The organism is Marinomonas sp. MED121, assembly GCF_000153025.1.
Classification (GTDB): Bacteria; Pseudomonadota; Gammaproteobacteria; order Pseudomonadales; family Marinomonadaceae; genus Marinomonas.
The window spans coordinates 532,886-545,425 of record NZ_CH672431.1 but is presented as its reverse complement, the minus strand read 5'-3'; the positions used below and the strand labels follow the sequence as shown (position 1 = coordinate 545,425).

Sequence of the window (12,540 nt, the reverse complement as noted above, 5' to 3'; positions counted from 1 at the left end):
AGCTAGGCTCTCACTTAGAAAAAGACAAACACTTGATTCTCAAACTGATAAAAGTAAGTGACTATTCACTTATAGGGCTTTTTATTTAGGCTAAAAAGCCATTTAATATAACCGCCTCATATCAGAGCTTAGGCATAATGAAGATTATTATGCCTAAGCGCGTAATCTATTTTCCTCTCCTTTTTATCCAAACGTATTCGAGTATTTAGCGTGCGAACAGCGCCGCAGCAGGGTTCGGAAAGTCCGTAATACTGCCTGTGCCAAGTTCTGCTGCTAACCCCACAGATTCATGTAAGCTTGGGTGTGCGTGAATGGTTAAAGCGATATCTTCAAGCTCAGCTCCATACTCAATCGCCAGAGTTAGCTCTCCTAATAGTTCCCCCGCGTGCTCTCCGACAATGCCAGCACCCAAAATCTTTTGAGTGTCAGCATCATAGATTAACTTGGTTTTACCATGTTTAATCTCTGCTGCGATCGCTCTCGCACTCGCCTTCCAAGGAAAGCTCGCCACTTTAAAATCTAAGCCTTCTGCTTTGGCTTCATGTTCTGTCATACCTACCCAAGCCACTTCTGGATAAGTGTAAGCTATGCCAGGAATCGCTTTAGCTTGGAAGTAACTTGCCTTACCAGCAATAACCTCAGCAGCTATATGGGCTTGATGGCTCGCTTTATGTGCCAGCATTGGGCCATAAGTAACATCGCCAATTGCAAAGATATTAGGCAGGTTGGTACGGCATTGATCATCAATTAAGATAAAACCTCTAGCATCAATTTCGACACCGATTTCTGGAATACCAGCCAATTTACCATTTGGACTACGCCCTACCGCAACTAAAACAGCATCAAAATGCTGAGTTTCAAGTTCGCCTTTGGCATTTTTATAATCAACAACCAAGTGCTCAGGCAGGCTTTCAATCTTGGTCACTTGAGTATTGGTTAGAATATCAAAGCGCCCTTTATTCGCTTGTTCAAACACCTTCACTAGATCTTTATCTGCACCTGCCATAATCTGGCTAGACATCTCCGCCACGCTCACTTGGCTACCTAATGCTTGGTAAACCGTAGCCATTTCCATACCGATAATACCGCCACCTAAGATAAGCAAGCGCTCTGGTATTTCGACAAGGTTCAATGCCGTCGTTGAGTTTAAAATGCGTTTATCTTCATAAGGGATAAAAGGTAAACGAATATTTTTTGAACCCGTTGCTAAAATAGCCTGTTGGAATGCCACCGTTAATGGACCATCAGTGCCATCTAATACCAAGGTATTAGCACTGGTTAGTTGCCCTTCACCTTGCAGTACTGTGATCTTACGTTGCTTAGCCATAAGCCCAAGGTTAGAAGTAAACTTGTTCACCGTATTGGTTTTAAATTCTCTCACCTGATCTAGATTTACCTTGGCTTCCCCTAGCTCGACACCGGATACACTGGGTTCTTGTGTACTGCGTATTTGACCTGCCACATGCAACAAAGCTTTTGAAGGGACACAGCCTACGTTCAAGCACACTCCACCAAGCGCGGCATACTTCTCGACTAATACAACATTAAGCCCTAAATCAGCTGCCCGAAAAGCGGCGTTATAACCACCTGGGCCTCCCCCTAAAACCAAAACATCATAGTTAGTATCTAGGTTAAAACTTGTCATAACACCGCCTTTAAATTGCTAAAATTATGTTTTTTGATAGGCTTACCTATCAGTAGATAGATGAAATATAACTTGTATCCTCAGATGGAGTCAATAAAATATCTATCAGTAGGTAGATAAAAATTCAAAGCGAATATTTAGCGCACTCCTCTAACAAAATAATAAGCGCACTCCTCTAACAAAATAATAAGCACACGAGTATGAAACTTTTATGAGCAAAACAGAGAAAAAAGACACCAAAAGCCTCATCATGGATTTGGCCGAAAAAGCCATGATTGAAGGCGGCTTTAATGCTTTTAGTTTTCGTGAGCTAGCCGCTCAAATTGGGATTAAGAGTGCAAGTGTTCACTATCACTTCCCCACTAAGGGAGACCTGACCGTAAGCGTGTTGAGACGTTATAAAGATAACTTTGCAAGTGAGCTTCCTTGTGTGAAAACAAGTGAGGCAAGTCCCAGTCAATTGCTTAATGGCTTTATCGATGGCTTCAAAACAAAGGTGGTTGATAACCATAATATGAGTATCTGCACCATGCTCACCACTGATGTGCGCCAATTACCGGATGAGGTTCGTGAAGAACTCGCTGACTTCTATCGAATTAAGCTAAGTTGGTTAACTTCGGTCTTCGCCCTAGAAGCAGATGAAAAGCAGGCATATATCAAAGCATGTCAAATGTTAGCTAGCCTTCATGGGGCCTCTATCTTAGTTCAAGCCACCGGAGATGTTGAAAAATACGAAGATGCAGTGAGCTACTTAAGGTAATCAATTTTTGTGAAATAAAGGCTGTTTTTTGCACAGCTTACAAAGGGAAGTAGGATATAATTATGGGGTCATTAAATAAGAAAAATAATTATGTCCTTTACTCTACGTCAATTGAGATATTTCGTTGCAGTAGCAGAAACCAACAAGCTTGCTGATGCTGCTGCCAGTGTGAATATATCCCCCTCTTCCATTACCGAAGCCATTAAAGAATTAGAGCATATCCTTGGAGCTGATTTAATTGAACGCAATAAATCTGGCGTACGACTGACCTGTGAAGGTTATCGATTCTTACAGTCTGCGCAAAAAATTCTGGCGGCAGTGGCGGAAGCTAAAAATAACTTCAGGCAAGACTCGCCAGAAACACAGGGGTATTTAACGCTAGCATCTTCAGTGACGGTTTCTGGGTATTTTCTATCTAATATTTTTGAGGCCTTTAGACGAGCTTATCCCAATATCAAGGTTGAGTTTCATGAACATAGTCGTGTGGTTATCGAGCGTAAAGTAGAAAAAGAACAGATAGATATCGGGATAGTGCTGACTTCGAATATCAAGGATACAGGTCCATTTGAAAGTACGACCTTACTTAAATCTCAACGGCATCTTTGGTTGTCTGCTAGCCATCCTTTAATCCAACAAGACTCAGTGTCCTTAGTCGACATAGCCAATGAAAACTATATCCAATTACTGATTGATGAGGCGGAAAAGACAACTAGCAACTATTGGCAAGACTATAAGTTAAAACCCGAGATTATTTTTAGAACTGAATCCGTAGAAGCCGTGAGGAATATGGTGGCTATCGGTGCAGGTGTGACCATCCTTTCAGATATGGTTTACCGTCCTTGGTCGTTAGAAGGGGATCGTATTGAAGTAAGACCCGTCGTTGAAGATATTCCTACTATGGATACGGGTTTGATTTGGCTTAAGAATAAAAGTGTTTCACGTGAAGCTAGGCTGTTTATTGATTTTTGCCGAATGAAGTACACTTCTGGCTTAAAGTCTTAATTTTCTTTCTTTGAATTTCTTGAATAGACTCTGCTGCACAAGGGCTGTCACAGGTTTGCGCTCACTTGAACGTTAAGGCGTAATATCATGTAAAAGGCCATCACGAACATTATAAATCCAACCAGCAACACCTACTCCCCTTTCCTCTTTCGCTTTTTTCACCAAGGGAATTCTGTTGATATTCTCTACCTGTTTAATAACATTCTGCTCGCAAATATAATCATGCCATTCCTCGTCATTCATGTTTGCTTGGGAATGAGTTTGTTTGTCAGAAACCAACTTAACAATATCCTGTACCCAAAAATTTACGATTTCATTTTTGTTTCCATTGATCGCTGCGGAAACACCTCCACAGGCATAGTGACCGACAACCAGAATATGTTTTACCTTAAGTTGAGTAATGGCGTATTCCAATACAGCACTAAAGCTCATATCGGTGCCATTGGCTTGATTGGCAATGTTACGGTGTACAAAGATTTCACCGGGTAATATGCCTAACATTTCATTAATTGGTACGCGGCTGTCGGAGCAACCAAGCCATAAATAATCTGGGTTGTGTTGTTTGGATGCGAGTTGGAAAAAATCTGGGTTGTCTTGCTTAACACTTTCAACCCAAGCCTTATTTTTACTGAAAAAATCTGAGTAGCTAATACACATATTAAAGCCTTAATAAATGCTAGGTTTACAAAGGCTAATATCAATTTATGGGCGATATTAGCCTCCTTAGGTTATTCGATCACAATGGCGATCATGCCAGCGTCTAAACCCTCTTCTCCCTCTTTTACATTTACTTCAACCACAGTACCGCTAATCCCTGCTTGGTGTGGAACCTCCATTTTCATGACTTCCATAATAAAAAGGTCTTGCCCCTGGGTAACGGTATCGCCCACTTTGACTAAGACTTTCCACATATTACCTGAGGTTTGTAGTTCAATTTGTTCACTCATTATCATCTCCTAAAGAATGCTGTCTTCGCTGCACAGTGTATTAATGTGTTTACGTAAGGATTGGGCTTCTTGTACGCTGACCTGTTTAAAATGCAACGTATCTCCTGGCTTAGCTTGACCTAGCTTCCAAAAACCGACTGTCGGTACTGTGTAGGGGTTGATGAAGCCTCCCATGCTGGGACCGTCATTCATCAAGATAATGGGCGTTTGGCCAGCCAGGTTAATGGCGCCTAGAGGGTAACCCTGATCTATGATGTTAGAGGGCTCTGTACCATGCTCTAAGGCCTTATCGAAGGCTTTAGGGGTAAAAGTCCAGTCTGGCCCATCTAAGCGAAAACCGGTTCTATCGCTCTTCGCTGAAAGCTTCCAACTGGCAGCTAAAAACCTTTCATGCCCAGCATCATCTATCCAATCATCATTGGGTCCACGTACGACTTCAATTTCCCATTCTTTGTTACTTGAAAACACAGGTCGAGCGTCACGTTTTACACTACGTTGCTTTTGACCTAATTGAGTTTGCTTATCACTGGGAGCATTGACGGGTAACATTTGTTTGTCTTGGATTGCATGACCTTCCATCCCGCCTACCCCGGCTTTATTAAAGGTAGAGCGAGACCCTAGCCAAGGCTCAGTCGCAAAGCCGCCGGCAATAGCAAGATAGGTTCGCGCTCCGACCCCTTTAGCAAAATTAAGGCTGAGTGTTTGTCCCTGCTTAACTTGAATATTGCACCACATAGGTATGGCTTCATCATCTAATTTAGCCTGCATATCTGCCCCCGTAATGGCGATCACAGTGTCATAATGAAACTTAAGCGTGGGGCCAAGGTACTGACATTCTAGTCCCGCATCAGACGCCTGATTGCCAACCAGAATATTGGCTAAACGAAATGACCAATTGTCCATTGGGCCAGAGCAAGGAAAGCCTTGATCACAAAAACCTAAGCGACCTGGATAATCTTGGATTGAGCTTTCTAAGCCTTTTTTAATTACTTCAATCATGATGCTCTCCTAAAACCTGATATTTTTATCAATCGATTGGGTCCACGCCTTGTAGCTTTTGACTGAAAACTTTTGATATTCAACCAAGTTGTAGACATAGGTGCCGTCTTTTACTTGTCGCTCAATGTGTTCAAACTCTTCAATGGTGCAAGGAACAAACTTCACCCTATCACCGGGCTTGAAAAGACAAATGCTGTCTTCAAATTGAGGGAAACGTTTTTGAGTGTCCCAAATCGGCACTGGAATTCTTCCAAAAATTTGGTAACCCCCAGCTAGGTGGTCTGGGTAAATAGCCGTTGAACCGCCGCCCATACCAACGGTTCCCTTTGGTGTCCAAGTCCGAGGTGGATTGTACTTTGGCGCTGTCATGGCGCATCTAGGATCAAGTGGCATCATGAAGGGCAAACCGGGCCAAAAACCCAACGAGGCAACCCAATACTCAGTGGCCGAATGTACTCGAGCAAAGTGCTCAGGACTTTCTAAGCCGTTAAGTTCGGTTACTAGCTCTGGGTCCTTTTGTTTGTCGGGGTTAATTTTTTCGATGTAATCTTCAACGCATTCATTGCTCCAAGGGTCTAAATAAACGGTTGGAAAGTAAAAAATACGACTATCTAGTACCAAATCTTCGCTAGGGCCAAGGTCTTTAATCAGTTGACTCAGTAGCGGCACTAGTTCATCGAAACCTATTACATCTGGATCATAGTGAATTAGGGTTGAAGCAAAGCAAGGCGCGCTTTCTATCAAGCCGTCGATGGCCTCTTCTTTAATTGCGGCGGCGAGGCCTTGACCCATAAAATTAAGTTCAAGGTTCATCTCATTACCAAATTCAATAAGAATGTACCTATCGCCACCTGGTAGAAATTTAGGTTCTGGGTAAATCATAGTGTCACCTCTTTTAAATCAGATAAGTTCGCTTTTATAAGCATCAATAAAGCCAGTGAATGACCTGCCTTCATTAAACTCACTGTGATTTAGGGTATTGATAAGAAAGGAAATGTTGTTTTTGATTCCCTCTAGGCTTGCCTCTTTTAGGCTCTTATCAAGGGTTTTGATTGCCACCTCTCGCTCAGCACCAAAACAAATCAATTTGGCGATCATTGGATCGTAATAGGCGGTGATCTTGTCGCCACTTCGAATCCCAGTATCCAATCGAATATCTGGGTTGTCCGTTGTGAGCTGAAATTGATTAATCACCCCAGGGCAAGGGAGAAACATCCTGCTTGGGTCTTCTGCATAAATTCTTGCTTCAATGGCATGTCCTTGCTGTGCAATGCTGTCTTGGGTGATATGAGAAAGGTCTTCACCAAAGGCCAGTTGAATTTGCATGGATACAAGATCTGTATTCGTAGTCATTTCGGTTACAGGATGCTCAACTTGGATGCGTGTGTTCATTTCTAGAAAGAAATACTCAAAGGTATCTGCATCTAAAATAAACTCGACGGTCCCCGCTCCTAAGTAATTTTGCTCTTGTGTTAACCTAACAGCTGCGGCTGCCATATCATCTCGAATTGCGGTGGGAATACCTGGCGCAGGTGCCTCTTCAATAATTTTTTGAAAGCGTCTTTGAATCGAACATTCTCTTTCATACAGGTGAATGGCGCGGCCATTACCAAAACCAAAGACTTGAATCTCTATATGGCGTGCTTTGGCGACATAGCGCTCCATAAAAATAGTGCCATCACCAAAAGACCTTGCTGCCATTTGTTGTGTTGATTCAACGGTTTGAGCGAGGTTTTGCGCTGATTCCACTAAGCGCATACCAATGCCGCCACCGCCAGCGGATGCTTTGACTAACAAGGGGAAGCCCACTACCTCAGCCGCTTCTAATAAGCCATTATGATCATCAAGGGTGAAGCGGCGACTGCCAGGTAATACATTCACCCCCGCATAAACAGCCAAGCTACGGGCTCGCTCTTTATCGCCCATATCAAGAATGGACTTGGCACTGGGGCCTATCCAAATAATGCCGTTTTGCTCTAATAATCTAGCAAACTCGGTATTCTCAGATAAAAAGCCATAGCCTGGATGCACTGCATCAACATGGGCTAGTTGGCATACCTCTAAAATTTTATGGGCCTGTAAATAACTTTCGGAAGCTTTTGCTGGACCAATATGAAAAGCCTCGTCTGCCATTTCAACATGTAACGCATTTTCATCTGCGCTGGAATACACAGCAACGGTTTTTATGCCCAGTTTCTGACAGCTTTTTATCACCCGACAAGCAATCTCTCCACGGTTTGCGATTAATATCTTTTTCATTTTTATTCTCCTAATCAGGTTAAGCCGCTGGGCGCATTAAAGGGGCGAGTTTGGCGTTGACGGCAGAGGCAACGGCTAATGCGTTTGGGGTGTCAGAGTGAATACAGATGGTTTTGGCTGACACCGCAACCTCTTTGCCATCAACACTGGTTACCAAGCCTTGAGTGACGGCTCGAAAGCATTTCTCTGCGGCTTGCTCTGGACTAACGGCATCATGTTCACGTGTGATGATGAGGCCTCCCTGATTGTCATAGTCTAGATCAGCGAAAAATTCTGGTATGAACTCAATCCCACGGGCATTAAAAACTGACTCATGTAAGGTGTTGCTTAAACCAAAAACAGGAACATTAAATACACTGGCTGCATCAGCAATAGCATGGGCCGTTTCTTCAAATTTAGCTGCCATACCATATAAAGCACCATGGGGTTTTAGGTGGTTTAATGGCACACCTGCTGCATCTAAAAAGCCTTTTAAAGCACCAATTTGATAGATGATGAGATTACGCATTTCAACGCGATCAATCTTCATTTCTCGACGCCCAAACCCTTGTAAATCTGGAAGTGAAAAGTGAGCACCCACTTTCACCTTATGTGCTTTGGCTAGATTGATCGTGTTTTGCATATGGTTAGGATCTGAGCCATGAAAACCACAGGCTACATTGGCCTCACTGATATAAGGCATGATGGCTTCATCGTCACCAAACTTATAGAGGCCAAAGCTTTCGCCCATATCGCAATTAATATTGATTTGAATAGACATAAAATCTCCTGATAAAAAACTAAACTAGTCTTGTAGGCTGGCCATAAGTTTGAGGCGTAATTGGTCGGCAATAACGGCGAAGATAAGCAGTAAGCCAATGACGACGGTTTGCAGATAAGATTCGATTCTGGCGAGGTTCATGCCATTTGTAATAAGGCCAATGAAAAGCGCTCCGAGTACCACATTGCCGATTCGACCAACACCACCGCGTAAGCTCACACCGGCAATGACACAGGCTGCGATTGACTCTAAGGGGAAACTGGCACCAATATTGGCTTCACCTGTATCCAAACGAGCGGTTAATAGGATGCCGCATACCGCAGCGACTAAGCCGCTAATCATATAAGCCAACATCAGCATTTTTTTGGTATTGATGCCGGACAATTGAGCGGCTTTTAAATTACCACCAACAGCATAAAAGTAGCGTCCTGTGCGGGTCCAATTAACCAATAACGCCAACGCCGCAAAGCATAAGAAACAAATCCAAATAGGGGCTGGAATCCCTAGTAGCTTGCCAAAGCCAAAGGTGTCAGAAAAATCCATTGGCATGCCATAAACCGGTGATCCGCCTGTTAGGTACAGAGCTGCACCAAAGCCAACAGAGGACATACCTAAGGTCATCATAAAAGGGTTAACTTTAAAGATGGCGACACCGATGCCATTAATAAGCCCTATGCTAGTACCTACAAATAAACCGACTAACGCCCCGACACTGATAGATAACCAAATCGCATCTGGGTAAAGGCTAAATAAGGTCGACATGACAATCGCTGACACGACCGATGTGATCGCCACTATGGTGCCGACTGACAGATCAAAGCCACCGGTAAGTAGTGCAAACATTTGTCCCATGGCAATGAGCATTAAATAGCTGGATTGACGAAATACATTCATCACGTTGCGGCCTGTTAAGAAGTTTTCTGACAGCAGGCTAAAAATGATAATGGCGGCCAAGAGTAAAAAAGGCAGTACTCCTAATCTGACGAACAAATACTTGGCATAAAAAGCAAAAGATTTACGCGTGCTAGGCGTGGTTGAGGTGTTTGTAAGTGTGCTCATAGGGTGCACTCCCGTTCAAAAAAGTGATTAAGCAGCATCTGCTCATTGATATTTGTACCGCTTAACTCGGCTTTGAGTTCGCCGCGATACATGACATAAGCTCGATGGCTCAAATGAATAATTTCAGGTAGATCGGATGAAATGAGAACGACAGCAGCGCCGGATTCACATAGGTTGGCAATGAGTTGGTAGATCTCAGTGCGAGTGCCTACATCGACGCCAACAGTCGGCTCGTCAAACACATAAAGACTGACATCTCGGGTAAGGCATTTGGCTAAAAGTACCTTTTGCTGGTTTCCGCCTGAAAAGTTTTCGACTTCCCTTTCAATATTAAAAGGCTGTAGTTGCAACTTTTTAGCAAGGTCTTTGCACTCTTTGAGCTCTTTAAAGCGCTTGAGAAAAAGGCCTAATGAAAATCTTTGGGTCGTTAACGATGCCAGTGTGATGTTTTCTCGACAGCTACGATTCATCGCCAAACCTTCATTTTTACGGTCGGCACTGTTATAGAAAAAACCACGGTCGAGCATTTGTTTGGGCGAAAACCCTGTGACTTCTTCTCCGTTAAAGTGAACACTCCCTGAGGCGAGGGGTTCTAACCCGAAGCAAGCACGTAATAACTCAGATTTTCCTGAACCAATTAGCCCGGCAAGACCAACTATCTCTCCCCGTTTTACTTCAATGGAAACCTTTTTAAGGCTGTTATCTTTCGTGCTTAAGTTATTGATAGATAAGGCAGTGCTGGTTGGATGAAAGGCAACCTTTGGAAACACCTTATCAATCACCCTGCCCGTCATTAGAGTGAGTAAGGCATCTTCACTGGTATCCTTAACATTGAGGGTGGAGATATATTTGCCATCACGCATAATGGTGATGCGATCACCTATGCGGCGAATCTCACTCATTCTATGGGTGATATAGATGATGCCAACCCCCTTTGCTTTGAGCTGAGACACCAACTCAAACAGGCGGTCACTTTCTTTTTCCGTAAGCGAAGCTGTTGGCTCATCAAGAATAAGTATCTTGGGCTCAGTACGAAAAGCTTTCGCTATTTCAACCATCTGTTGTTCAGCGCGACTTAAATAAGCCACTTTTTGCTCGGCATCCAGTTCGAACCCAAGCTTAGATAACAAGGCTTTCGCTGCTGTTAGGTTGGCTGTTTGATCTAATAAGCCTGCTCTTAGTGGCTCGGCGCCTAGAAAGAGATTTTCTGCAATGCTGAGTTGAGGCACTAAAGAAAACTCTTGAAAAACCGCACTGATGCCTAATTTTCTAGCTTCTTGCACTGAGTGAAGAAGGACCTTTTCGCCTGCAAAGTACATATCTCCCGAGCTTGCTTGGTGTGCTCCTGCTATGGTCGAAATTAAAGTCGACTTCCCTGCTCCGTTTTCGCCAAATAAGATATGGACCTCACCTGGCATTATGGTGAGCTGCATTTTATCTAGCGCAACAACACCTGGATAAAGTTTGCTAATTCGATCTAACTTTAATAGAGGCTGTACCTTTTCATTATTAGTATTTATATTTTGTATCCTATTTGATTGACCATGTTTCATCTGTGAAGAATGGCTGTGTGGACCTAGTTCGGTCGGACACGCTTCCAAAGCGGAAGGTGTTGATTCTTGAATAGCCATAAGTACAGCCTCCGAATACGTATTTTGTCTAACAGGGTGAAAATTTAAGCTAGGGTGCTTAGTTCACCTGAAAAACAGGTTTAAAGTTGGTCGGTGCGAGGGCGGCACTTTGGTTAAAGTCTTGGATATTAAAGGTGTCGACTACGGTGAGAATTGGGCCTACATGTTTTTCATAGGGTTTGTTCTCTAAAATACGAACCGCTTGGTCGATTGCGATTCTTCCTTGTATTACGGTCGAGTCGGTGGGGGCTGCCATTACCTGGCCATATTGAATGGCACGATGAATCGCCGGAGTGTAGTAGTAAGACATGAGCTTGATCTGATCTGTTAACTCTCTCGATCTAAGTAAAACTACAGCTGCTTCTGCTGTTACCGCTGTGCCTACGATATAGTTAATATCTGGATGAGCTTCTAAGGTATCTTCAACCAGTTTTAATTGTGTCTCCTTACCTGTATCACCGTATTTAGTTTCAACTAAGGTGACGTTGCTATTTTTAATTGCTGCTTGAAACCCTTTATTACCCGCTTCAACCCAACCGGCTCCTGGGGGGCCTGGAAACCAAGCTACCTTGACCTTTTCACTCCCAATAGGATGAAGGTCGGCTAGGTATTCACCTGCTTTAAAGCCCATCTCACCAAAGGATACGAGGGACTTAGCGGCGATATCAGATGAAGAAACACCATTAATAATATCAATCACAGGAATGCCTTTTTGCTTAGCTTCCTTAATCACATTGTTTAGGCCATCGTAAGAAATTGCTCCAACAACAAGGGCATCTGCCCCGCTTGAAATACAGTCTTCTATTTGCGAGATTTGTTTGCTTAAGTTGGTATAACCACCGGCCTCAACCAATTGCATTTGAACGCCAAGGCGTTTTGCTTCACTGACAATGCCGTAATTGACGGCAGTCCAATAGGCATCTTTCATATGAGGGAAGGAGACACAGATATCCCATTGCTTTTGGGCCTTGTCTAATCGAACATAATCTTGTTGATGACGAGGACTAGACATATCAAATGCGGGTTCCCACACTTCAACATGAAAGCTTTCGTCAGCTTGGGCTTGGCTTATCGAAGTCAAAATCAATGCCCCTGCTAGCACTGATACGTTGGGCTGTTTTAACCATTTCGTGAGGGTTGTTTTTAGCGTGCTCATGTTTAATTACCTTTTTTGTTGTTATTTAAGTAAGACATTTCAACTAGGTATTGCTTGGTCACAACAAAATTATAGGCAGGTAAAGTGGCATAAATAAATTTCTATTTATTTGCTTTAAAATTCGGAAAAATCGAATTTTATGAGGTTTTCAATTTCTTAAAAAAAGAATCTATTTAAAATTAATTTGTTACTAAAAATCGTAAAAACTAATTAAATAAAAGTTAAATTTCGCTAAAATTCAAAAAAATGAATAGTAAAATTAAACCTTAAGTGTTTGTTTTAATCTGTTTAGGTCTACTCCTTCTTTCAGAAAAACTTTTTT

12 protein-coding genes are annotated in these 12,540 nt (G+C 42.8%); 2 read left to right on the top strand and 10 right to left on the bottom strand.

All coding sequences use genetic code 11. From position 1 onward, the window contains the following. Nucleotides 1–205: 205 nt before the first annotated feature. Complete coding sequence (lpdA, locus tag MED121_RS14060; protein WP_009834383.1) at nt 206–1,645, bottom strand: dihydrolipoyl dehydrogenase; 1,440 nt, start codon at nt 1,643–1,645, stop codon at nt 206–208. A 211-nt stretch (nt 1,646–1,856) separates the two neighbouring features. Here lpdA and MED121_RS14055 point away from each other — a divergent pair, with 211 nt between their 5' ends. Continuing rightward, nucleotides 1,857–2,405, top strand: a complete 549-nt coding sequence (locus tag MED121_RS14055; protein ID WP_009834382.1) for a TetR/AcrR family transcriptional regulator — start codon at nt 1,857–1,859, stop codon at nt 2,403–2,405. Nucleotides 2,406–2,495: 90 nt separating this feature from the next. Beyond that, nucleotides 2,496–3,407: a LysR family transcriptional regulator gene (locus MED121_RS14050; protein ID WP_009834381.1), complete on the top strand. Its 912-nt coding sequence runs from the start codon at nt 2,496–2,498 to the stop codon at nt 3,405–3,407. Nucleotides 3,408–3,479: 72 nt separating this feature from the next. Here the strand turns inward: MED121_RS14050 and MED121_RS14045 are convergent, their stop codons facing one another. The 9 genes from MED121_RS14045 to torT all read right to left on the bottom strand — a co-directional run bounded on the left by MED121_RS14045 (nt 3,480) and on the right by torT (nt 12,218). Next, a complete protein-coding gene (locus tag MED121_RS14045; RefSeq protein ID WP_009834380.1) occupies nt 3,480–4,064 on the bottom strand; it encodes a carbonic anhydrase in 585 nt (194 codons plus the stop codon). A 71-nt stretch (nt 4,065–4,135) separates the two neighbouring features. Continuing rightward, nucleotides 4,136–4,354 carry an acetyl-CoA carboxylase biotin carboxyl carrier protein subunit gene (locus MED121_RS14040; protein WP_009834379.1) on the bottom strand — a complete coding sequence of 73 codons (219 nt, stop codon included), beginning with the start codon at nt 4,352–4,354 and terminating at the stop codon, nt 4,136–4,138. Nucleotides 4,355–4,363: 9 nt separating this feature from the next. Then, complete coding sequence (locus MED121_RS14035; RefSeq protein ID WP_009834378.1) at nt 4,364–5,353, bottom strand: biotin-dependent carboxyltransferase family protein; 990 nt, start codon at nt 5,351–5,353, stop codon at nt 4,364–4,366. A gap of 9 nt (nt 5,354–5,362) precedes the next feature. Further along, on the bottom strand, nt 5,363–6,235 hold the full coding sequence (locus tag MED121_RS14030) for an allophanate hydrolase subunit 1 (RefSeq protein WP_009834377.1): 873 nt from the start codon (nt 6,233–6,235) through the stop codon (nt 5,363–5,365). Nucleotides 6,236–6,253: 18 nt separating this feature from the next. Beyond that, nucleotides 6,254–7,612 (bottom strand): biotin carboxylase N-terminal domain-containing protein, encoded by a 1,359-nt coding sequence (locus tag MED121_RS14025; protein WP_009834376.1) that lies wholly within the window; start codon nt 7,610–7,612, stop codon nt 6,254–6,256. A 19-nt stretch (nt 7,613–7,631) separates the two neighbouring features. Continuing rightward, a complete protein-coding gene (locus MED121_RS14020; RefSeq protein WP_009834375.1) occupies nt 7,632–8,372 on the bottom strand; it encodes a LamB/YcsF family protein in 741 nt (246 codons plus the stop codon). Nucleotides 8,373–8,396: 24 nt separating this feature from the next. Continuing rightward, the gene (locus MED121_RS14015; RefSeq protein WP_009834374.1) at nt 8,397–9,431 is read right to left on the bottom strand and encodes an ABC transporter permease; all 1,035 of its coding nucleotides are present in this window, start codon (nt 9,429–9,431) and stop codon (nt 8,397–8,399) included. Then, complete coding sequence (locus MED121_RS14010) at nt 9,428–11,062, bottom strand: sugar ABC transporter ATP-binding protein (protein WP_009834373.1); 1,635 nt, start codon at nt 11,060–11,062, stop codon at nt 9,428–9,430. The genes MED121_RS14015 and MED121_RS14010 overlap by 4 nt, the downstream gene beginning before the upstream one ends. Nucleotides 11,063–11,120: 58 nt before the next feature. After that, nucleotides 11,121–12,218 (bottom strand): TMAO reductase system periplasmic protein TorT, encoded by a 1,098-nt coding sequence (torT, locus tag MED121_RS14005; RefSeq protein ID WP_009834372.1) that lies wholly within the window; start codon nt 12,216–12,218, stop codon nt 11,121–11,123. Between the last annotated feature and the right edge of the window lie 322 nt (nt 12,219–12,540).